This is a genomic window from Enterobacter cloacae complex sp. P29RS (genome assembly GCF_014893445.1).
Lineage (GTDB): Bacteria > Pseudomonadota > Gammaproteobacteria > Enterobacterales > Enterobacteriaceae > Enterobacter > Enterobacter intestinihominis.
Window position 1 is genome coordinate 78704 of the sequence record NZ_JADBPZ010000013.1, and the last position, 22327, is coordinate 101030.

Here is a 22327-nt window from a genome sequence, read left to right on the forward strand (position 1 = left end):
TCGCGCTCTCGCAATGGTCAGTCACAAAATGGCGCGCATCTTAACACACTCCGGGAAGAATTACTCCGCCGTCGGGTTCGCCAGGAAGCGGACCGCGCGTTTAATATCCCGTGTGCGCGGCGCAGGCGGCAGGCTGGCGAGGAAGGTGGCGCCGTAGGGGCGCATCACCAGGCGATTGTCGCAGATCACCAGCACTCCGCGGTCGGTGACGTCGCGTATCAGTCGCCCTACCCCCTGTTTAAGCGTGATAACCGCGTCCGGCAACTGGACGTCGTCGAACGGATCGCCCCCCCGCAGACGGCAGTCCTCCATGCGTGCTTTCAGGAGCGGATCGTCCGGCGATGTGAATGGCAGCTTATCGATAATCACCAGCGAGAGCGTATCGCCGCGCACGTCCACCCCTTCCCAGAAGCTGCTGGTCGCCACCAGCAGGGCATTACCGGCGCTGACAAACTGCTGGAGCAGCTGGCCTTTGCTGGTTTCCCCCTGCAACAGCACCGGCAACGTCATGGTCGCGCGGAACTGCTCGGCCAGATCGCGCATCATGGCGTGAGAGGTGCAGAGCATAAAGCAGCGTCCGTTGTTGGCCTCAATCATCGGCTTTAGCATGGCCGCCAGATGGCGCGCCGCCCCTGGCTGGTTAGGCAGCGGCAGATTGCGTGGCACGCACAGCAGCGCCTGTTTCTCATAGTCGAACGGGCTTGGGAGGAGTAAGGATTCAGCCTGCTCAATGCCGAGACGCTCGGTAAAGTGGTGCAGATCGTCGTTGACCGACAGCGTGGCCGAGGTAAAGACCCAGGTGCCGGGCTTTTGCGCCATCACCTCTTTGAATTTATCGGCAACGGTCAGCGGCGTGAGCGCCAGGGTGAAGTGGCGCGAGGTACATTCATACCAGTAGCTGTAGCCCGGCTGGTTGATCTCTTTCAGCCGCTTCAGCCGCCCACGGTAGAGCGTGGCCCGCTCGAAGGCGGCGTCCAGCAGCGCTGAACGTCCGAGGGATAGCTTCGCCACGTCGTAACAGAGTTCAAGGGCATCATCGAGCAGCAGCAGCGCGCGCTGGATATTTTTGTCCGCGAGCAGTTCGCGCAGGTTGCCGCGATAGCCCGGCTCGCCAAGCTGTAAGCGGAAATCCTGTGCGCATTGCGCCAGGCGGTCCGCGCACTTCTGCAACTGCTGGGTATCTTTGAGCTCGGTGCGATAGGCAATAGTAATATCTTTCGCCAGATCCTGAAGCTGACGGCTGGAGAGCGACTGGCCAAAATACTGGCTGGCGATGTCCGGTAGCTGATGGGCTTCATCGAAGATCATCACCTCCGCCTCCGGGATCAGCTCGCCGAAACCACTGTCCTTGACCACCATATCCGCAAGAAACAGGTGATGGTTCACCACCACCACGTCGGCGTCCATCGCCGTTTTACGCGCTTTCACCACAAAGCAGTCTTTATACAGCGGGCAGTCGCTGCCGAGGCAGTTATCGTTGGTGCTGGTCACCAGCGGCCAGGCCGGGGAGTCTTCCGGCACGCTCGCACAGGTGCTGATGTCCCCCTCCTCCGTCTGGTTGGCCCAGGCGCGCAGGACGATCACATCGCTGAGTGTTTGTACCGGCAGGTCACCGCCCGCCAGTGCCTGCTGTTCGAGACGCTCCAGACACAGATAGTTAGAACGCCCTTTCAGCAAGGCCAGACGCCCTTTGTATTTTAGCGCTTTCGCCACCGTAGGTAAGTCGCGGCTGTAGAGCTGATCCTGGAGCGCTTTTGATCCCGTAGAGATGATCACCTTTTTTTTCGCCCGCAGCGCAGGAGCGAGGTAAGCGTAGGTTTTCCCCGTACCGGTGCCGGCCTCCACAACCAGCGGCTGCGCCTTGTCGATGGCGTGCGCGACGGCATGCGCCATCTGACGTTGGGGTTCGCGCGGTTTAAAACCGGGAATTGCCTGTGCTAACTGACCTTCAGGGGAAAAATCATCTGCCACGGTGTTCTCTCACTGTATTTTTGCACAGGGATTATGTCAGCCCCTTCTCTCCGGTGCCACCCCAAATAGTGACGACGGCGGAACAATATGGCAGTCTTGCCGCCTGACGATGAAAGATAACGAGGATACGTTTATGACAATTACGCGCATTGATGCCGAAGCCCGCTGGTCTGATGTGGTGATCCACAACCAGACGCTGTACTACACCGGTGTCCCTGCCAATCTGGACGCCGACGCCTTCGAGCAAACCGCTAACACCCTGGCGCAGATCGACGCCGTACTGGAAAAACAGGGCAGCGATAAATCCCGCATTCTGGACGCGACGATTTTCCTGGCGAATAAAGACGACTTCGCGGAGATGAATAAAGCCTGGGATGCGTGGGTAGTGGCGGGTCACGCGCCTGTACGCTGCACCGTACAGGCCACGCTGATGAAACCGGAGTATAAGGTGGAGATTAAGATTATCGCGGCAGTTTAAGCCCGGTTATTCATCTTCATCTTCAAATCGCGCCACAATCCGTTCGCCGGTATGACTGGCGCGAATTTCCTGAGCGACGACGGTGATCGCTTCTCCGCTGCTCATACCCTGGCCCATCAGTTCCTGAATCCGCTCTACCGCTTTCTGCTGTTGGTCATGACTGAGAGAAGGTAAACCTGCAAACATCGTTAACTCCTGCTAAATTATTCGCGCTAATTATTTCACGCTACCCGGTAGTATGCCATACATGAACATGCGCTTCCCCACTGTTATGACCTTACCCTGGCGTGCAGACGCCGCCGAGTTCTGGTTTGCCCGTCTGAGCCACCTTCCTTTTGCCATGCTGCTGCACTCCGGGCATGCGGATCACCCCTACAGCCGCTTTGATATTCTGGTGGCCGACCCGGTTAAAACGCTGACGACCGATGCGCTGTCACCCACGGACGATCCGCTGATGCGGCTTCAGAACGAGATCCATGCTCTGGGCTTATCTGCCACACCGGATCCGGATCTGCCTTTCCAGGGGGGCGCGCTGGGCCTGTTTGGTTACGATCTGGGTCGCCGTTTCGAAAAGCTGCCCGAGCATGCGCAGGCGGATATTTCCCTGCCGGATATGGCGGTGGGGCTGTATGACTGGGCGCTAATCGTGGATCACCGTAAGCAGACGGTTTCCCTGCTTAGCCACCGAGACGTGCAGGCGCGTCTGGCCTGGCTTGAGGCGCAACGGCCCGCCACAGCGGAACACTTTATGCTGACCTCTGGCTGGCACTCGAACATGAGCGCGGCGGAATATGCGGAAAAATTCTCTCGCGTGCAGGCGTATCTTCACAGCGGCGACTGTTATCAGGTCAACCTTGCCCAGCGTTTCCAGGCGGCGTACCGGGGAGACGAATGGCAGGCATTTACCCGCCTCAATGCCAGCAATAAGGCCCCGTTTAGCGCATTTTTACGCCTTGAACACGGCGCCATCCTCAGCCTTTCGCCTGAGCGTTTTATTCATCTGGCTGACGGTATTATTCAGACCCGCCCGATCAAGGGCACCCTGCCGCGCCTTGCCGATGCTAACGCCGACCGCCAGCAGGCGGAGACGCTGGCGGCCTCGCCGAAAGATCGCGCTGAAAACCTGATGATTGTCGATCTGATGCGCAATGATATTGGCCGCGTCGCCGAGCCGGGCAGCGTGCGCGTGCCGGAGCTGTTCGTTGTGGAGCCTTTCCCGGCGGTACATCATCTGGTCAGTACTATCACTGCACGCCTGCCGGCCTCGCGGACCGCCTGCGATCTGCTCCGCGCCGCGTTTCCGGGCGGCTCCATCACCGGCGCGCCGAAGGTCCGCGCGATGGAGATCATCGACGAACTGGAACCGCATCGCCGCAACGCCTGGTGCGGCAGCATCGGCTATGTGAGCCTGTGCGGAACCATGGATACCAGCATCACTATTCGCACCCTGACGGCCTGCGACGGTAACCTTTACTGTTCCGCAGGCGGCGGCATTGTAGCCGACAGCCAGGCCGGGGCGGAATATCAGGAAACCTTTGATAAAGTGAATCGTATCCTGAAACAACTGGAGAACTCACGGTGAAGAAAGACAACCTGACGCTGGATGATTTTCTGTCGCGTTTTCAGCTTCTGCGGCCCCAGGTTAACCGCGCCGCGCTGAATCAACGTCAGGCGGCGGTACTGATCCCGGTCGTGCGTCGTGAACAGCCGGGTCTGTTGCTTACCCAGCGCTCACCGCATATGCGAAAACACGCCGGTCAGGTTGCGTTTCCGGGCGGCGCGGTGGACAGCACCGATGCTTCCCTGATTGCCGCCGCGCTGCGCGAAGCGCATGAGGAGGTGGCGATCCCCCCGGAGGCGGTCGAGGTAATTGGCGTGCTGCCGCCAGTGGACAGCGTAACCGGTTTTCAGGTTACGCCGGTCGTCGGCATTATTCCGCCCGATCTTCAGTATCACGCCAGCGTCGATGAAGTTTCAGCGGTGTTCGAAATGCCGCTTGAAGAGGCCCTTCGTCTGGGCCGCTATCATCCTCTGGATATTCACCGCCGCGGGCACGATCATCGGGTCTGGCTGTCGTGGTATCAGCATTATTTTGTCTGGGGCATGACGGCAGGCATCATTCGTGAGCTTGCGCTACAAATCGGCCTGAAGCCTTGACTATACTTTACATTCCACCCTTTTCTGGCAGGTTTGCGATCGGCGTCGCGCTATTAGCTAAACCATCGTTAACCATTAGTTTAATTCATGTGAATAGTTAAGCCGAGGTTAGTGTTCCCTCTTACACTATGCGCAGTTATAACATCGTTACTGGAACCCCAGTAACCCTGTCAGGAGTGTGAAAGTGATTAGTATATTCGACATGTTCAAAGTGGGGATTGGTCCATCTTCTTCCCACACTGTAGGGCCGATGAAGGCCGGTAAACAGTTCGTCGATGATCTGGTCGAAAAAGGATTACTGGAAAGCGTTACCCGTGTCGCCGTAGACGTTTACGGTTCACTGTCATTAACGGGTAAAGGCCACCACACCGATATCGCCATTATTATGGGTCTGGCGGGCAATATGCCGGACACAGTTGATATTGATGCCATTCCGGCATTTATCCGCGACGTGGAAACGCGCGGTCGTCTGCTGCTGGCTAACGGTCAGCACGAAGTGGACTTCCCGCAGGATGACGGGATGCGTTTTCGTAGCGACAACCTGCCGCTGCATGAAAACGGTATGACCATCCACGCCTGGAGCGGCGAAAAAGAGATCTACAGTAAAACCTACTACTCCATCGGCGGCGGCTTTATCGTTGACGAAGAACACTTTGGCAAAGAGAGCGCGGGCGATGTGAATGTGCCCTATCCGTTTAAATCTGCCACCGAGATGTTGGCCTATTGCAAAGAGACCGGTCTGTCCCTGTCCGGCATGGTGATGCAGAACGAACTGGCGCTGCACAGCAAGAAAGAGATCGAAGACTATTTTGCTAACGTGTGGCAAACCATGCGCGCCTGTATTGACCGCGGGATGAACACCGAGGGTGTTCTGCCTGGGCCTCTGCGCGTACCGCGTCGTGCCTCTGCGCTGCGCCGCATGCTGGTCACCACCGACAAATTCTCCAATGACCCTATGAATGTGGTTGACTGGGTGAACATGTTTGCGCTGGCGGTTAACGAAGAGAACGCAGCGGGCGGTCGCGTGGTGACGGCGCCAACCAACGGCGCGTGCGGTATCGTTCCGGCGGTGCTGGCCTACTACGATCACTTTATTGAGCCCGTGACACCGGAGATCTATATCCGTTATTTCCTCGCGGCAGGCGCTATCGGCGCGCTGTACAAGATGAATGCCTCCATCTCTGGTGCCGAAGTAGGCTGTCAGGGTGAAGTGGGCGTGGCCTGCTCTATGGCGGCGGCCGGTCTGGCGGAACTGCTGGGCGCAAGCCCTGAGCAGGTGTGCGTGGCGGCGGAAATCGGCATGGAGCACAACCTCGGTCTGACCTGTGACCCGGTTGCCGGCCAGGTGCAAGTACCGTGCATTGAGCGTAACGCCATCGCCTCCGTCAAAGCGATCAACGCCTCGCGTATGGCGATGCGCCGTACCAGCGAGCCACGCGTGTCACTGGATAAGGTTATTGAAACAATGTACGAAACCGGCAAGGACATGAACGCGAAGTACCGTGAGACTTCGCGCGGCGGTCTGGCCATTAAGGTGCAGTGCGACTAAACCTTCCTTTTCGCCCATCTGCAACAGATGGGCGAATTTTCCCACCGCCTCTCGTCGCTTCACGTTTTCCCCACTACACTGTCACTGTTGCGTCTGGCTTTTCCGGCCGGTGCTTATCAGGCGACCGTTCATGCAAACTGCACAAACGATCATTAAAGACTATCGCCGAAAACGCGTTATCGTCTGTGTTACGGTTGCGCTCGTTACGCTCGTCCTGACGCTGGGCATTCGCTTTATTTCACAGCGCAACATTAATCAGGATCGGATCCACGACTTTACTCACCACACCGTGCGTGCGCTTGATAAGGTGCTTCTTGCGTTAGAAACCCAGCGTGAAACTCTACGTTTTCTGGTTGATATGCCCTGCGCTGAAGCGAATCCGATTCTGCGAAAACAGGCGGCGATCCTCCAGACCGTGCGCTCCATCGCCCTCGTCAAAGACGGAATACTGTATTGCTCGAGCGTATTTGGCAGCCGAAATATGCCCGTCAGTGACATTGAGCCGATGCTTCCGTCCAGTGAACCCAGGCTGATCTTGTTGACCGATCGGTGGCTGTTAAAGGGCAGTCCGGTACTGATTCAGTGGTCACCCCTTGCGGGCGACGGCAGTGACGGGTTGATGGAGGTAGTGAATATCGATCTCATCACCAAAATGATTCTGGAGCCACAGCGGCCACAAATCACCGACGTGGTCCTGAGAGTAGGCGATAATTTTCTCCGCGACGGGCAGCAGGTGACGAATACGCCGACCTTCGATGAACACGCCTCCCTGCTGGAACAGTCTTCACAGCACTACCCTTTCAGCGTCACGGTCAGCGGCCCGGGGGCAGGCCAAATGGCATTGAAAAATCTGCCTACCCAGCTACCGCTGGCGTTGATGCTCAGTTTACTGATGGGCTATATCGCCTGGCTTGCCACGGCGCGACGCATAAGTTTCACCTGGGAAATTAATATGGGGATTGCTGCCCGGGAGTTTGAACTCTTCTGCCAGCCGCTGGTAAACGCCCGCACCCGGGAATGCGTTGGCGTCGAGATCCTCCTGCGCTGGAACAACCCGCGTCAGGGCTGGATTTCTCCCGATGTCTTTATCCCCCTGGCTGAAGAACATAGCCTGATTGTTCCGCTTACCCGCTACGTCATCAGCGAAACGGTGCGGCAGATAGGCTTTTTCCCGGCCTCACGGGATTTCCATATTGGCATCAACGTGGCCGCCAGCCATTTTCGCCGCGCTGCGCTGATCCGGGATCTCAACCGCATCTGGTTTAAGGCGAACCCTGTTCAAAAGTTGATTGTAGAGTTAACCGAACGCGATGCGTTGCTCGATGTGGATTACCGCATCGTGCGGGAGCTGCATCGCAAAGGGGTGAAGCTTGCGATTGATGATTTTGGTACGGGCAATAGTTCTCTTTCGTGGCTTGAAAAACTTCACCCGGACGTGCTGAAAATTGATAAATCCTTCACCACCGCGATCGGCACCGACGCCGTGAACTCAACGGTAACGGATATTATTATTGCGCTGGGCCAGAGGTTGAATATTGAACTGGTTGCAGAAGGGGTTGAAACCGAGGAGCAGTCACGCTATTTGCGCCGCCACAGCGTACATATTTTGCAGGGGTACTTGTATGCGCGGCCGATGCCGCTGCGGGAGTTTCCGAAATGGCTGGCGGAAAGTAACCCTCCGCCAGCCCGTCACAACGGACACATCGTGCCTTTATTGCCGTTACGCTAGATAGCGTTACTCTTCTTCGTCGTGTACAGAGTGCTCTTTAACAATACGAACCATATCAACGCGATAGTCGTTGGCTTCAACGATGGTAATTTGCAGCGGCGGCAGCTCAAGCACATCACCGATACGCGGGATCTGCCCGTTAACGGCAATCACCAGCCCCGCTACCGTGGCGATGTCTTCATCGTCATTGACCACGTTTTCGACGCCCAGCGTGTGCGAGAGCGCATGCAGGTCGGTGGTGCCTTTCACCAGCCAGCCGTCACCGTCGGCAACGATTTCTGGCGTTTCATCCGCATCAGGGAATTCACCGGCAATGGCTTCCAGCACGTCCAGCGGCGTTACCAGACCTTGTACCACACCAAATTCGTTGGTGACGATAACAAAGCTCCCGCGAGCACGACGCAACACGCCCAGCAGGTTAATCGGATCCAGCGTCTCCGGCACCACGATGGCAGGCGACGCGGCCGCTACGGCCTCGACGTTGACGCCCTCTTCCAGCGCCACGAGCATCTCTTTCGCGCGCACCACACCGATGATCTCATCCAGCTCGCCCCGACAGACCGGGAACAGGCTGTGCGGCGAGGAGAGCAGCTGCTGGCGAATTTCGTCGACGCTCAGGTTGGCGTCCACCCAGCTGATTTCACCGCGCGGCGTCATAATGCCGCGCAGAGAGCGGGAGGCCAGCGAAAGCACGCCGTTGATCATGTAGCGTTCTTCTTCCACAAACGCGCCTTCCGGCACCGGAACCGGGTTACGGTTCTCGTTATCCGCCTGCACGTTCACCTGACGACGCCCGCCCATCAGGCGCAGGATCGCATCGGCGGTACGCGCGCGCAGCGGCTGATTCGACTGCTGCTTAATGAAGTTACGGCGCGCAATCTGGTTAAACAGCTCGATCAGAATCGAGAAGCCAATCGCGGCGTACAGGTAGCCTTTCGGTATATGGAAACCAAAACCTTCTGCCACCAGGCTCAGACCAATCATCAACAGGAAACTCAGACACAGCACGACAACCGTCGGATGTTGGTTGACGAAACGCGTCAGCGGTTTCGACGCCAGCAGCATTACCGCCATCGCAATCACAACAGCCGCCATCATCACCGGCAGATGGTTCACCATGCCAACCGCTGTAATCACCGCATCCAGTGAGAAGACCGCATCAAGCACCACAATCTGCAGGACCACCACCCAGAAGCTGGCATACCCCTTACCGTGGCCATCATCATGCTGCCGGTTCTCCAGCCGTTCATGCAGTTCTGTTGTAGCTTTGAACAGCAGGAAAAGCCCTCCCACCAGCATGATTAAATCGCGGCCGGAGAAGGTGAAATCCATGACGGTGAACAGAGGCTTAGTCAGCGTAACCATCCACGAGATCACGGACAGCAGGCCCAGTCGCATGATCAGCGCCAGCGAGAGGCCGATCAGACGGGCTTTATCACGCTGTTTCGGCGGCAGCTTATCCGCAAGGATGGCAATAAACACCAGGTTATCAATACCGAGAACGATCTCCAGCACGACCAGCGTAAGCAAGCCTACCCAGATTGACGGGTCCATTAAGAATTCCATGACACGCTCCTGCTAAAGGAATGACAAAACGGTGCCCCGCTAATTTCGGGCATTTCAAAGGGAATGGGGGTCGATGCGTGGCGAAGGTCGCCGGTGAATAAGGCGCGGAATGGCCTGGAAGATGACTGACGTCGGTGACGGTCCATATAGTGGGCTGTAGCCCTATACTCCTGAATAATTAAACGGACGCTAAACATATCAGAGACAATGGGTTTTTAGCAAAGATTTACGTTCCTTTGCAAACTTCTGTAACACACGTGGTTTATCTTACAGAAAAATCTGTAAGGCGTAGCTAAATTACGGATCTTCATCACATAAATTATTTTTTCACTATCTAAAATAATTCGCGGAAGTCTTGGTTTTTTAGAACTCTAACCCTTATCTGAATCGATTCGGTTCGCCAATACGATTCTCAGTACGCCTGCCTGGCAGACGTATAAATGATAATAATAGGAGGTAGCAAGTGACCATTGCTATTGTCATAGGCACACATGGTTGGGCTGCGGAGCAGTTACTCAAAACGGCAGAAATGCTGTTGGGCGAGCAGGAAAACGTCGGCTGGATCGATTTCGTTCCCGGTGAAAACGCCGAGACGCTGATTGAAAAGTACACTGCTCAGCTTGAGAAGCTGGATACCAGCAAAGGCGTGCTGTTTCTCGTGGATACATGGGGCGGCAGCCCGTTCAACGCTGCCAGCCGCATTGTCGTCGATAAAGAGCATTATGAAGTCGTCGCCGGGGTAAATATCCCAATGTTGGTGGAAACCTTCATGGCGCGTGACGACAACCCAGGCTTTGACGAGCTGGTGGCGCTGGCGGTGGAAACCGGTCGCGAAGGCGTGAAGGCGCTGAAAGCACAGCCGGTTGAAAAACCTGCCCCTGCCCCTGCCCCTGCCCCTGCTGCACCAAAAGCCGCGGCACCGGCGAAGCCAATGGGTCCGAACGATTACATGGTTATCGGCCTTGCGCGTATTGATGACCGTCTGATCCACGGCCAGGTGGCGACGCGCTGGACCAAAGAGACCAACGTACAACGCATCATCGTGGTCAGTGACGAAGTGGCCGCCGACACTGTCCGTAAAACCCTTCTTACCCAGGTTGCACCGCCGGGCGTCACCGCGCACGTCGTGGATGTCGCCAAAATGATCCGCGTTTACAACAACCCGAAATATGCGGGCGAACGCGTGATGCTTCTGTTCACCAACCCGACAGACGTTGAACGCATTGTTGAAGGCGGCGTGAAAATCACCTCCGTTAACATTGGCGGTATGGCTTTCCGTCAGGGCAAAACGCAGGTCAACAACGCGATTTCAGTGGATGCGAAAGATATCGAGGCCTTCAACAAGCTGAATGCACGCGGTATCGAGCTGGAAGCCCGTAAGGTTTCCACGGATCAGAAACTGAAAATGATGGATTTGATCGGCAAAGTGGGGAAATAAGCCCGGGCCGGTTTTTCATATAGAGCTTATGTAATAGGAGAAGTGCAATGGAGATTACTACTCTTCAGATTGTGCTGGTGTTCATCGTCGCGTGTATTGCGGGTATGGAGTCCGTACTTGATGAATTTCAGTTCCACCGCCCTCTGGTGGCCTGTACGTTGATTGGCGCCGTTCTCGGTGACATGAAAACCGGTATCATCATCGGTGGTACCCTGGAAATGATCGCCCTCGGTTGGATGAACATCGGTGCGGCAGTTGCGCCAGATGCCGCGCTGGCGTCCATTATTTCGACCGTTCTGGTCATCGCCGGTCATCAGAGTATCGGTGCCGGTATCGCGCTGGCCATTCCACTGGCCGCGGCAGGCCAGGTGCTGACCATCATTGTTCGTACCATCACCGTTGCCTTCCAGCACGCGGCGGATAAGGCGGCCGATAACGGCAACCTGACAGCGCTCTCCTGGATCCACGTCTCGTCCCTGTTCCTGCAGGCGATGCGTATCGCTATTCCGGCCGTTATCGTGGCGATTTCCGTTGGGACCAGTGAAGTTCAAAGTATGCTGAACGCCATACCAGAAGTGGTCACCGGCGGTCTGAATATCGCGGGCGGTATGATTGTGGTCGTAGGTTACGCGATGGTCATCAACATGATGCGCGCAGGCTATCTGATGCCGTTCTTCTACCTTGGCTTCGTTACCGCTGCATTCACCAACTTCAACCTGGTTGCGCTGGGTGTGATTGGTGCGGTGATGGCGATTCTTTATATCCAGCTCAGCCCGAAATACAACCGTGTCGCGGGTGCCCCTGCGCAGGCTGCTGGTAACAACGATCTCGATAACGAACTGGACTAACAGGTGAGCGAAATGGTTGATATGACAAAAACTACCACTGAGAAAAAACTCACTCCGGGTGATATTCGTGGCGTGTTCATCCGTTCTAACCTGTTTCAGGGTTCATGGAACTTCGAACGTATGCAGGCGCTCGGCTTCTGCTTCTCCATGGTGCCGGCAATCAAACGCCTGTATCCGGAAAACAACGAAGCACGCCGTCAGGCAATTAAGCGTCACCTGGAATTCTTCAACACTCACCCTTACGTAGCGGCGCCTGTTCTGGGCGTAACGCTGGCGATGGAAGAGCAGCGTGCAAACGGGGCTGAAATCGACGATGGTGCTATCAACGGTATTAAAGTCGGTCTGATGGGGCCGCTGGCAGGCGTGGGCGACCCGATCTTCTGGGGTACCGTGCGTCCGGTCTTTGCGGCACTGGGCGCCGGGATCGCCATGAGCGGCAGTCTGCTTGGTCCCCTGCTGTTCTTTATCCTGTTCAACGCGGTGCGTCTGCTGACCCGCTACTACGGCGTGGCGTACGGTTACCGTAAAGGGGTGGATATCGTTAAGGATATGGGCGGCGGCTTCCTGCAAAAACTGACTGAGGGGGCGTCAATCCTCGGCCTGTTTGTAATGGGGGCTTTGGTTAACAAGTGGACGCACGTGAACATCCCGCTGGTGGTATCGACGATCACCGGTCAGGATGGTCAGACGCGCGTCACCACCGTGCAGACCATTCTGGACCAGCTGATGCCTGGCCTGGTACCGCTGCTGTTAACCTTCGCCTGTATGTGGCTGCTGCGTAAGAAAGTGAACCCGCTGTGGATCATCGTTGGCTTCTTCGTCATCGGTATCGCGGGCTACGCCGTCGGCCTGCTGGGTCTGTAATAAAATGCGTTACCGACCGGGGGCTTGCCCCCGGTCTTTTTATCTGGAGGATGAATGACTGTCACGGACACCGTACTGGTTTTATTTATTGTTGCCCTTCTGGCTTACGCGATCTATGACGAGTTCATTATGCCTCGCCGCCACGGCGAGACGCTGCTGACCCTTCCCCTCTTACGCCGTGGGCGCATTGATGCGTTTATCTTCGCCGGTCTGGTAGTCATCCTGATTTACAATAATGTGACCAGCCACGGCGCAATATTAACCACATGGTTATTATGTGCGCTGGCATTAATGGCGATTTACCTGTTCTGGATCCGCTCGCCAAAACTCATTTTTAAAAAACACGGATTCTTCTTCGCCAATGTCTGGATAGAATATAACCGCATTAAAGAGATGAATTTATCCGAAGACGGAGTTCTGGTGATGCAATTAGAACAACGCCGCCTGCTCATTCGGGTCAAAAATATTGACGACCTGGAAAAAATCTACAAATTACTCCTTAAAACTCAATGAATTAATTTTATAGCATCGGCTATGTATTGTATTATTCTCAAACCAGCAATATAGCCGATGCTATATCTCCCCTGCGAATTAACTTATATTTATTAACGATACATTTACGCATAAACCTAAATGAAAATCGTTATCAATATAGTGGCTATATAAAGCCATCTTCGCTGTTGTTTTATATTCTCAAAATATGTTAAGGTTGCGCCCGTCGTTGGGGAGTAGCCGATTTCCTGCCTGCGGGAAATGTACGTGTCAACATACTCGTTGCAAAACGTGGCGCGTACGGATCGTTTTCAGCACACTTACTATGCCAAAAGCGATCAGGCGAGACCATAGATACATCAACTGCTGTTTACTGGGGGCAGTGATGTGTCATATGGATATCCCCGGTCTGGACGCACTTATGAATATCTCCGCTACGATCCTTCTGGCTTTTGGCATGTCCATGGACGCATTTGCCGCCTCTATCGGTAAAGGTGCCACCCTCCATAAACCTAAATTTTCCGAAGCCCTGCGCACCGGTCTCATCTTTGGCGCAATCGAAACGCTGACGCCGCTTATTGGCTGGGGTCTGGGGATGCTCGCCAGCCAGTTTGTGCTGGAGTGGAACCACTGGATCGCCTTCGTGCTGCTGGTGTTCCTCGGCGGACGCATGGTAATTGAAGGTTTTCGTGGCAACAGCGATGAAGATGATGCGCCGCTGCAACGCCACGGCTTCTGGCTTCTGGTGACAACCGCTATCGCAACCAGCCTGGACGCAATGGCTGTCGGTGTCGGTCTGGCGTTTTTGCAGGTCAATATTATCGCCACCGCGCTGGCGATTGGCTGCGCCACGCTGATTATGTCAACGCTGGGGATGATGGTGGGGCGGTTCATTGGCCCGCTGTTAGGCAAACGCGCCGAAATTCTGGGCGGTATCGTGTTGATCGGAATTGGTGCCCAAATACTCTGGGCACACTTCGCGGGTTAATCTTCGCGCTGCCAGCAATGGATGCTGAAATCCGTCTGGCAGCGAAATTCTGTCTGTGCTGCCAGCGTTTCCCACACCTCTGGTTTTGCCCGCCACGCAAACGGCGTCATTTGCAGTAACGCCACCGCTTCACTTCCCTGCAACGTCATCTCATACGCCACTGACTGCGCCTGCTTTAACGCGAAGCCCGCCAGCTGTTCAGAGTGCGGCGCATGCAGGTGAACTTCATCATAGATCAGCCCTTTTAGCTCCAGCAGATGACGCGGTCCCGGCGTAACGGTGATAACCCACCCGCCGGGCTTAACGACGCGCGCCAGCTCCTCTGCCTTGCACGGGGCATAGATACGCACTACGGCGTCCATACTCGCTTCCTCAAACGGCAGGCGGTGGCTGGAGGCCACGCAGAACGTTACCGCTGAGTAGCGTTTTGCTGCTGCACGGATAGCCACTTTCGACACGTCCAGCCCGTAAGTTTCGGCGCCCTTCCCAGCCGCGACGTCAGCAAACGTGGCGGTGTAGTAGCCCTCGCCGCAGCCGATATCCAGCATGGCGGATGCGCCTTCTGTCAGATATTGACGGAGTAAGTCGACAACGGTATCCCTGAGCGGTTGATAGTGTCCGGCGTCAAGAAACGCCCGGCGCGCCTGCATCATCTCCGCGCTGTCACCCGGATCCCGGGAGCGCTTGTGCTGTACCGGCAGAAGATTGACATAGCCCTCTTTAGCCCGGTCAAACTGATGTCCCAGTGGACAGATAAACGTTTTCTCCGCGCGCGTCAGCGGCGCGTGGCAAAGGGGACAACTGAAAGACATGACAGCTCCAGGGCGAAAACCAAAAGGCGAAGTGTACCGCTATTCGCCAGGGTTATAAACGGCTGGGTGACGCATCACGATCAGATGGTCAGAATCTGCCGGCAGCCCGTCTGGCTTCACGTTTTCCAGGCGCAAGACGTTACCCATAATTTCGCTGAACACGGGCGCGGAAACGGCCCCGCCGTAGTAGGCTCCGTTTTTCGGATCGTTGATCACCACCACCAGTGCAAAACGGGGATCGCTGGCGGGCGCAACGCCTGCTGTGTAGGCGACGTATTTATCCACATACTTACCGTGTTCATCGATTTTTTTGGCCGTCCCGGTTTTAATCGCCACACGATAGTTACGCACCGCCGCTTTGATCCCGCCACCGCCGGGTAACGCGACGCTCTCCATCATGTGTTCCACCTCGTGAACAATCTCCCCGGGCATCACCCGTTTGCCAATCACGGGGGGATCGATACGGGTGATGGACAGAGGCCGTTCAATGCCATAGCTACCGATGGTGGCATACACATGCGCCAGTTGAAGGGGGGTAACCATCAGGCCATACCCAAAGGCAAAGGTCGCCCTGTCTAACTGACTCCAGAATTTTCGCTGCGGCAGTAAACCTGAGCTTTCTCCCGTTAAGCCAAGCCCGGTACTCTCGCCAAAACCAAAGTTTTTATAGGTATCAAGTAACCGTTGCACGGGCATCGCGAGAGAAAGACGGGATACGCCCGTGTCGCTGGATTTTTGCAGGATCCCGGTCATGGTCAGCTCGGGGTAGTAACCCACATCGCGAATACGATGACCATCAATGGTGTAGGGATGCGTGTCTATCACGCTGTCAGGCTGCACCAGCCCCTGCTGTAGCGCCGTCATCAGCACCAGAGGCTTAACGGTCGAACCCGGTTCAAAGGTGTCGCTGATCGCGCGATTACGAAAGTCATCCAGTGTTGCCCCTTCCCGATTGTTGGGGTTGAAGTCAGGGAAGCTCGCCATCGCCAGAATTTCGCCCGTCTGGATATTAATCAGCACCGACGCGCCTGACTCGGCTTTATTCCACGCCACGGCATTATCCAGCGCGTCTTCGGTGATAGTTTGCAGGCGTTCATCGATACTAAGCTGGATATTATGTGCCGGTACGGGCGCCACCTCCGTGAGGTTCTCAACCACATGCCCGTAGCGATCTTTCCTGACCAGCCGCACGCCTGCCTTCCCGGTGAGCTGCGTGTTAAAGCTTTTCTCGACGCCCTCAATACCCTGACCATCAATATTAGTGAAGCCAATCAGGTTTGCCGCCACGTGTCCGGCAGGATAAAAGCGACGGGACTCATCGCGTAGGTTGATACCGGGAAGACGCAGCTTATCAATCCACTTTGCCTGGGAGGGATCAACCTGACGAGCTAGATAAATGAATCGCCCGTGCGGATTGCTGTTTATTCGCGATGCGAGCGTGCTCAGAGAAAGGTGTAAAGCATTTGCCAGGGCCTGCCAGCGCGAATCAAAGCCAATTCCCCCTTTATCAAGCACAGTTTTGGGATCGGCCCAGACGGCCTGGACAGGTACGCTTACCGCAAGGGGACGCCCTTCACGGTCAACAATCATCCCACGCGGGGCGTCTATCGCCACTTCGCGCAGGGAACGCATATCCTCCTGCTTCACCAGATTATCCGGTTTGATAATTTGTAGCCATGCCACGCGGCCTAACAGAAAAGCAAGGCTACAAAAGATGGCGAGACACAGAAGTGCAAAACGTGCCGGTGTAAAGTTTCCGTTGGCCGTTATTGTCTTTTTTTTCACTTTAACCCCAGGGCTGTTAATCAACGCCCAGATTTAACGGGAAAAAGGGATAATAAGGCGGGAAAACAATGCTAATAATCTCGCGGGTTTGCAACAAGATAATAACAGAGGAGGAATACGTAACATTTTGAAAAATAAGTGAATAAAAAAGCCCCGCATCGGCGAGGCTTATGTCTGAGATCGAAGCGCTAAGCGCTTCAGTCAGCAGTGATTCGATCAGATAGCAGTTACGTTAACCGCAGCTGGGCCTTTCTGGCCGTCCTGAATTTCGAACTCAACGTTCTGGCCTTCAGCCAGAGTTTTGAAGCCGTTACCCTGGATTGCAGAGAAGTGTACGAACACGTCTTTGCTGCCGTCAGCAGGAGTAATGAAACCAAAACCTTTAGACTCGTTGAACCACTTAACTTGACCTTTAATCTTTGCCATTTGCAAAATTCCTTAGAGTGTTTTCTTAGCCCGCAGGCTTTAACATAGATAAAACTGAGACATTACTGCTTGAGGCACTAATATAAGGTTCGGCAGAGAAGCGGTATTCAACGACAACGTGTTTACTCAGGACTTCTTTACTGAAAATGCCACACATAAACAGAACTGTACCTCGTTTGACCCAAAACGTGTTATCACACACAACGTTTAATATGGCAAGCCATTTTTAAACGTGTCTCGATCCGCCGCACAAATTCAGGCGTTACTCCATAACAATCTGCACAGTTATGCGAATTGTCAAATGAAGCGCCACCTGACCTCACCGCCCACAGGGTGCGCTGACGCGCCCTGTAATCAAAGACTTTTTAAACATAGCTCAATCATTTCAAAGCGTCCATCCCAATCCCTGAATTTCTTTAAAGGAATGACTGAGTTAGAACATTTTGTGAAAAGTTATGCTGAAAACATCGCAATGCACCAGAGGGTGACAGTGAATAAACGATGTTAAATACATTTTGCTAACTGTATTAAAATCCACCATTCAATAAGCGTTATTCTGCACCAAAATAATGAAATTTTTATGACTCTGCCTCAAAACAAGGCAAGCAAAACGTTTCGATAAAAATAAAACACTTCGGGAAAGTTAAAGCTCACAATTTATTCAACGAAACGGTATGACTTGTTTAAGGATAAATATTCGCCAGTTTTCAGTATACTGAAACAGTAGTTAACTGCTGCTTAATTATATGTTGGGATGTTATGGGTTACATTTGATAAGGGAGGAGATTTACGCCGTACGTCAGGCCACCTCCCCGTTCCGGGCAGACTATCGTTCGGCCACCAGGCGAATGAACTCTTCCTCGTCTTGTTTTTGAGCATCAGCTTCCTTCGGCACCGCTTTCTCCTCCGGCTCGTTGGCTTCGCACAGACGACGCAGCAACGCAGTCTGCCGTTTCTGCTGATCGAGCAATGCTTCCAGCAGCTCAATCTGCTCGTTTGTGCGGGAGCTGGCGCGATTAACGAAGAACCACAGCACCAGTCCAACAACCAGCACCACTAAAGACATTACCAGGGATGCAATGCTCAGCAGCCCCGAATTCATTAACTCACCCATTTCACCACCTCAGTAAAAACAGTCATTTTACCACTGCAGCCACGTAAGGACATCGCTCAGTGCAAAAATAGCCACTACCAGGGGATAAACTTATTGATTGAACAAATGCCGCTAAAGAACTGTACATCCTGATCGCACATCACATTGATAGTCTGCGTCCACAGCACCACGCATGCTATCAGCACTATAATCAGAATTACCCAGCGTATTTTTTTCACTCCACACTCCGTCTTATGACCTGATGTAGCCAGGTTATCACGGCTATCTTAAACAGGGGCTAACTGTACCTTCAACAGACGCTTTTCGGAATCGTGCACTTGTTTCACTGCGTAAACCCGTTACGCTTACTCCATGACAACAAAGAAAAAAGAGGCATCGATGCGTTTACTCGTTCGTACGATAATTGTACTGGCACTTGTGTGGATCGGCCTGCTGTTAAGTGGGTATGGCGTATTAATGGGAAGCAAAGAGAATGCCGCGGGTTTGGGTATTCAGTGTAAATATCTCACCGCCCAGGGGGTAAGCACGGCTCAGTACATCCATTCCGACAGCGGGATCATCGGGTTAACCAACTGTCCTGTGCTGCGTAAATCATCTGTTGTGGTGGATAACGGCTAATCAGAGCTAAATTTCGCTTACAAAAACGCCGCAAGAGTGCGGCGTTTTTATTGGAGGCATTGATCAGAACGGGTATTCGTTATAGCCCATTTGCTCTGAAATTTTGCGCGCTGCGGTATGCAGAATTGCCACATACTCATGAAGACGCTCTTCGGAGAAACGCAGCGTTGGGAAAGAGATGCTCAGTCCCGCAATGACAACGCCGAAGCGGTCAAACACCGGCACACCGATGCAGCGCAACCCTTCTTCCTGCTCTTCGTTATCTTCCCCATAACCCTGCTCACGCACTTTATCCAGCACGCTCAGCAGTTCATCCGTACTGGTAATCGTGCGATCGGTGCTGCGTTTGTATTCCACACCGTCAAGGATTTGCTTAACCTCTTCACGATCGCGCCAGGCCAGCAGGACTTTACCAATTGCGGTACTGTACAGCGGGTTACGACGACCGATGCGTGAATACATGCGCAGGTTGTACATGGAGTCAATTTTGTGGATGTAAACGATGCTGTCTTCATCCAGTGCGCCGAGGTGAATGGTCTCTTTCGTCAACCGCGAAAGTTCACGCATCTGAATGTCAGCGCTGCGGATCAGATCCACGTTCTGCAAGGCGCGGGCGCCCAATTCAAACAGTTTCAGGGTCAGAGAATATTTTTCTGATTCTCCTTCCTGCGCGACATAACCCAATGATTTCATCGTCTGCAAAAAGCGATAAACGGTGCTTTTCGACATCATCACACGCTGCGACAACTCTGTAATACCAATTTCACGCTCTTCTCCGAGCGCCTGCAAGATGCCAAACACCTTCAGCACGGAAGAAACAGAATCTGGCTGCTTATCCAAATCTGCGATTGCCATTTATCACCTCATGGAGAGTGTTTTATAAAAATCAGAACCGGTTTTTATTATAAATTCGTGTGATGCGCGCTGCAATCTATCTGGGTTTACTTCGTTACAAATCTGCGACATAAAACCGAAATAACGATGCTAAAATAGTTACTCTGAAAATAATTTCACACTGAGTCATTCTTTTCCCATGCAAAAAAACGTTTCTGATGGCCTGCCCTTACCACAGCGGTACGGGGCAATTGCCACTATTGTCATCGGCATTTCGATGGCTGTCCTTGACGGTGCGATTGCCAATGTGGCTCTTCCTACCATTGCCAAAGACCTTAATGCTTCTCCGGCAAGCTCCATCTGGATTGTGAACGCGTACCAGATAGCGATTGTGATTTCCCTTTTGTCACTCTCTTTCCTGGGCGATATGTTTGGTTATCGCCGGGTTTATCAGTGCGGGCTGGTGGTCTTTACTCTCACCTCGCTCTTCTGTGCCCTTTCCGATTCACTGCACACCCTTACGCTTGCGCGTATCGCACAGGGTTTTGGCGGTGCGGCGCTAATGAGCGTGAACACGGCCCTGATACGGCTTATCTATCCTCATCGCCATCTGGGGCGCGGCATGGGCATTAACTCCTTTATTGTGGCCGTGTCGTCCGCCGCCGGGCCGACGATCGCCGCCGCCATTCTGTCCGTAGCCTCGTGGCAGTGGCTGTTTGCCATTAACGTGCCGCTGGGCATTGTGGCGATCTTCTTCGCCCTGCGCTATCTTCCGGAAAATGGTCCGAAAAACACCATGCCACGTTTTGACCTGCCCAGCGCTGTGATGAACGCGCTGACCTTTGGCCTGCTGATTACTGCGCTGAGCGGATTTGCGCAGGGACAGTCTTTGTCGCTCATTGCCGCAGAAATCGTTGCCCTGCTTATCATCGGCTTTTTCTTTGTACGACGCCAGCTGGCGCTGCCCGTGCCGTTACTGCCGGTCGATTTGCTGCGTATTCCGCTGTTTTCGCTATCAATTTGTACCTCCATTTGCTCGTTCTGCGCCCAGATGCTGGCGCTGGTTGCGCTGCCATTCTTTTTGCAGAGCGTGCTTGGCCGTTCGGAAGTGGAAACAGGCTTGCTGCTCACACCCTGGCCTTTGGCAACCATGGTGATGGCCCCGCTGGCCGGGTACCTTATTGAGCGCGTTCATGCCGGACTGCTGGGGGCTATCGGGCTGATCGTCATGGCAGCAGGACTGTTTGCGCTATCGCTCCTGCCCTCCTCGCCGGGGGATCTGGATATTATCTGGCGCATGATCCTTTGCGGGGCAGGTTTCGGTCTGTTCCAGTCACCTAACAACCACACAATTATCACCTCTGCCCCACGTCATCGCAGCGGTGGCGCCAGCGGGATGCTGGGTACGGCAAGACTATTAGGGCAAAGCACCGGGGCCGCAATGGTGGCGTTGATGTTTAACCTTGCCGGGCAAAATGCGACACACGTTGCGCTGATTACCGCAGGGACACTGGCGACCCTCGCGGCTATCATTAGCGGCCTTCGTGTGACCCAGCCAAAGGCGCAGGCATAAAAAAACCGGGCGGAGATTGTCTCCTGCCCGGTTTTTTTCATCCGGCGGGTATTACTTCAGGTACTCGCCGCTTCGCAGCGCTTCAATACGTTTATCCAGCGGCGGGTGTGACATAAACAGCTCGCTCAGCGACTTTGATTTACCATTGATACAGAAGGCCATCATGCTGTTTGCTTCCTGCGGCTCGTAGCTGGTTTTCAGACGTTGCAGCGCAGCAATCATCTTCTCACGACCCACCAGTTTCGCAGAACCGGCATCCGCGTGGAACTCACGATGACGGGAGAACCACATGGTAATGATGCTTGCCAGGATACCGAACACCAGCTCCAGCACCATTGAAACAGCGAAATAGATCAGCGGGTTACCGTTGCTCTCTTCACCCTCATCACGGTTGCCCCCCATAAATCCGGCAGCAATCTGCGCCAGAATACGGGAAATAAAGATAACGAAGGTGTTCACCACGCCCTGGATCAAGGTCATGGTGACCATATCGCCGTTAGCGATATGGCTGATCTCGTGAGCAATAACCGCTTCCGCTTCGTCACGGCTCATGTTTTGCAGCAGACCGGTACTGACGGCCACCAGGGACGCGTCACGACGCGCACCGGTAGCAAACGCGTTGATATCCGGCGCGTGGTAGATCGCCACCTGCGGCATGGCTATGCCCGCCTGCTTTGACTGCTGAGCAACCGTGCTCATCAACCACTGTTCCATATCGTTACGCGGCTGCTCAATAACTTCACCGCCCACGGATTTCAGTGCCATCCACTTCGACATCAGCAGTGAAATGAAAGAGCCGCCGAAACCAAACAGCAGCGCCATAATCAACAGACCCTGAACGCTGCTCGACTGAATTCCCGTCAGGCTTAGCACCAGCCCGAATACCACCATCACCGCCAGGTTGGTGAGCAGGAAGAGCGCGATTCGCATCATAATATTCTTTTAACCTCAGTTTAACAAAACGCACTATGCGATTACCCACATCGTATGGGTATTGCGGCTATTTTCAAGCATCCAGACGGCGTAAGTCACCAGAAAGACACAACTTTACACAATTGGAAATCTGCCTGACGGAAGGATGAGGA

The 22327-nt window shown here is 54.3% G+C and carries 22 protein-coding genes and 1 pseudogene; 12 read left to right on the forward strand and 11 right to left on the reverse strand.

From position 1 onward, the window contains the following. Positions 1–60 precede the first annotated feature (60 nt). Positions 61–1971, reverse strand: coding sequence for an ATP-dependent DNA helicase (locus IM282_RS11760; RefSeq protein ID WP_023303884.1), 1911 nt, complete (start codon positions 1969–1971; stop codon positions 61–63). A gap of 133 nt (positions 1972–2104) precedes the next feature. On the opposite strand from IM282_RS11760, the gene IM282_RS11765 reads away from it, so the two are divergent. Further along, positions 2105–2449 (forward strand): RidA family protein, encoded by a 345-nt coding sequence (locus IM282_RS11765; RefSeq protein ID WP_022648440.1) that lies wholly within the window; start codon positions 2105–2107, stop codon positions 2447–2449. A 6-nt stretch (positions 2450–2455) separates the two neighbouring features. Here IM282_RS11765 and IM282_RS11770 read toward each other — a convergent pair whose 3' ends face one another. After that, complete coding sequence (locus tag IM282_RS11770; RefSeq protein WP_022648441.1) at positions 2456–2635, reverse strand: YoaH family protein; 180 nt, start codon at positions 2633–2635, stop codon at positions 2456–2458. A gap of 61 nt (positions 2636–2696) precedes the next feature. Between IM282_RS11770 and pabB the strand changes: the two genes are divergently transcribed. The 4 genes from pabB to IM282_RS11790 all read left to right on the forward strand — a co-directional run bounded on the left by pabB (position 2697) and on the right by IM282_RS11790 (position 7884). After that, positions 2697–4031, forward strand: a complete 1335-nt coding sequence (gene pabB / locus IM282_RS11775) for an aminodeoxychorismate synthase component 1 (protein WP_032622420.1) — start codon at positions 2697–2699, stop codon at positions 4029–4031. Then, the gene (locus IM282_RS11780) at positions 4028–4606 is read left to right on the forward strand and encodes a CoA pyrophosphatase (RefSeq protein ID WP_022648443.1); all 579 of its coding nucleotides are present in this window, start codon (positions 4028–4030) and stop codon (positions 4604–4606) included. The genes pabB and IM282_RS11780 overlap by 4 nt, the downstream gene beginning before the upstream one ends. A 184-nt stretch (positions 4607–4790) precedes the next feature. Then, positions 4791–6155 carry an L-serine ammonia-lyase gene (sdaA, locus tag IM282_RS11785; RefSeq protein ID WP_022648444.1) on the forward strand — a complete coding sequence of 455 codons (1365 nt, stop codon included), beginning with the start codon at positions 4791–4793 and terminating at the stop codon, positions 6153–6155. 130 nt (positions 6156–6285) lie between these two features. After that, positions 6286–7884: an EAL domain-containing protein gene (locus tag IM282_RS11790; protein ID WP_023300353.1), complete on the forward strand. Its 1599-nt coding sequence runs from the start codon at positions 6286–6288 to the stop codon at positions 7882–7884. A gap of 6 nt (positions 7885–7890) precedes the next feature. Here IM282_RS11790 and yoaE read toward each other — a convergent pair whose 3' ends face one another. Next, positions 7891–9450, reverse strand: a complete 1560-nt coding sequence (gene yoaE / locus IM282_RS11795) for a CNNM family cation transport protein YoaE (RefSeq protein ID WP_023300354.1) — start codon at positions 9448–9450, stop codon at positions 7891–7893. Between the two features lie 463 nt (positions 9451–9913). Between yoaE and manX the strand changes: the two genes are divergently transcribed. The 5 genes from manX to mntP all read left to right on the forward strand — a co-directional run bounded on the left by manX (position 9914) and on the right by mntP (position 14080). Next, positions 9914–10888, forward strand: coding sequence for a PTS mannose transporter subunit IIAB (gene manX / locus IM282_RS11800; RefSeq protein ID WP_192970423.1), 975 nt, complete (start codon positions 9914–9916; stop codon positions 10886–10888). Positions 10889–10935: 47 nt separating this feature from the next. Beyond that, the gene (gene manY, locus IM282_RS11805) at positions 10936–11736 is read left to right on the forward strand and encodes a PTS mannose transporter subunit IIC (protein WP_022648448.1); all 801 of its coding nucleotides are present in this window, start codon (positions 10936–10938) and stop codon (positions 11734–11736) included. A 12-nt stretch (positions 11737–11748) separates the two neighbouring features. After that, positions 11749–12600 (forward strand): PTS mannose transporter subunit IID, encoded by an 852-nt coding sequence (locus IM282_RS11810; RefSeq protein WP_006810994.1) that lies wholly within the window; start codon positions 11749–11751, stop codon positions 12598–12600. 54 nt (positions 12601–12654) lie between these two features. Continuing rightward, the gene (locus IM282_RS11815) at positions 12655–13113 is read left to right on the forward strand and encodes a DUF986 family protein (RefSeq protein WP_022648449.1); all 459 of its coding nucleotides are present in this window, start codon (positions 12655–12657) and stop codon (positions 13111–13113) included. 400 nt (positions 13114–13513) lie between these two features. Further along, the gene (gene mntP / locus IM282_RS11820; RefSeq protein WP_032622454.1) at positions 13514–14080 is read left to right on the forward strand and encodes a manganese efflux pump MntP; all 567 of its coding nucleotides are present in this window, start codon (positions 13514–13516) and stop codon (positions 14078–14080) included. Here mntP and rlmA read toward each other — a convergent pair. From rlmA to mgrB, 6 genes and pseudogenes are all read right to left on the reverse strand, one after another. Then, complete coding sequence (gene rlmA, locus IM282_RS11825) at positions 14077–14892, reverse strand: 23S rRNA (guanine(745)-N(1))-methyltransferase (protein WP_063162947.1); 816 nt, start codon at positions 14890–14892, stop codon at positions 14077–14079. The two genes, mntP and rlmA, sit on opposite strands and share 4 nt — an antisense overlap. Before the next feature lie 39 nt (positions 14893–14931). Then, the gene (gene ftsI / locus IM282_RS11830) at positions 14932–16677 is read right to left on the reverse strand and encodes a peptidoglycan glycosyltransferase FtsI (protein WP_023300357.1); all 1746 of its coding nucleotides are present in this window, start codon (positions 16675–16677) and stop codon (positions 14932–14934) included. Between the two features lie 216 nt (positions 16678–16893). After that, positions 16894–17103 carry a transcription antiterminator/RNA stability regulator CspE gene (gene cspE, locus IM282_RS11835; protein WP_001062678.1) on the reverse strand — a complete coding sequence of 70 codons (210 nt, stop codon included), beginning with the start codon at positions 17101–17103 and terminating at the stop codon, positions 16894–16896. A 12-nt stretch (positions 17104–17115) separates the two neighbouring features. Continuing rightward, positions 17116–17260 (reverse strand): annotated as a pseudogene (locus IM282_RS11840) (DUF2627 domain-containing protein). A 669-nt stretch (positions 17261–17929) separates the two neighbouring features. After that, on the reverse strand, positions 17930–18217 hold the full coding sequence (locus IM282_RS11845; protein WP_023300358.1) for a YebO family protein: 288 nt from the start codon (positions 18215–18217) through the stop codon (positions 17930–17932). Positions 18218–18291: 74 nt separating this feature from the next. After that, complete coding sequence (gene mgrB / locus IM282_RS11850) at positions 18292–18435, reverse strand: PhoP/PhoQ regulator MgrB (RefSeq protein WP_003859906.1); 144 nt, start codon at positions 18433–18435, stop codon at positions 18292–18294. A gap of 160 nt (positions 18436–18595) precedes the next feature. Between mgrB and IM282_RS11855 the strand changes: the two genes are divergently transcribed. Then, positions 18596–18835 (forward strand): YobH family protein, encoded by a 240-nt coding sequence (locus IM282_RS11855; RefSeq protein ID WP_022648454.1) that lies wholly within the window; start codon positions 18596–18598, stop codon positions 18833–18835. Positions 18836–18898: 63 nt separating this feature from the next. On the opposite strand, the gene kdgR is transcribed toward IM282_RS11855, so the two are convergent. After that, positions 18899–19690: a DNA-binding transcriptional regulator KdgR gene (gene kdgR / locus IM282_RS11860; RefSeq protein WP_022648455.1), complete on the reverse strand. Its 792-nt coding sequence runs from the start codon at positions 19688–19690 to the stop codon at positions 18899–18901. A 178-nt stretch (positions 19691–19868) separates the two neighbouring features. Here kdgR and IM282_RS11865 point away from each other — a divergent pair, with 178 nt between their 5' ends. After that, complete coding sequence (locus IM282_RS11865) at positions 19869–21242, forward strand: MFS transporter (protein ID WP_022648456.1); 1374 nt, start codon at positions 19869–19871, stop codon at positions 21240–21242. 51 nt (positions 21243–21293) lie between these two features. On the opposite strand, the gene htpX is transcribed toward IM282_RS11865, so the two are convergent. After that, entirely contained in the window at positions 21294–22175 is an 882-nt protein-coding gene (gene htpX, locus IM282_RS11870) for a protease HtpX (RefSeq protein WP_003859899.1), read from the reverse strand. Positions 22176–22327: the final 152 nt, after the last annotated feature.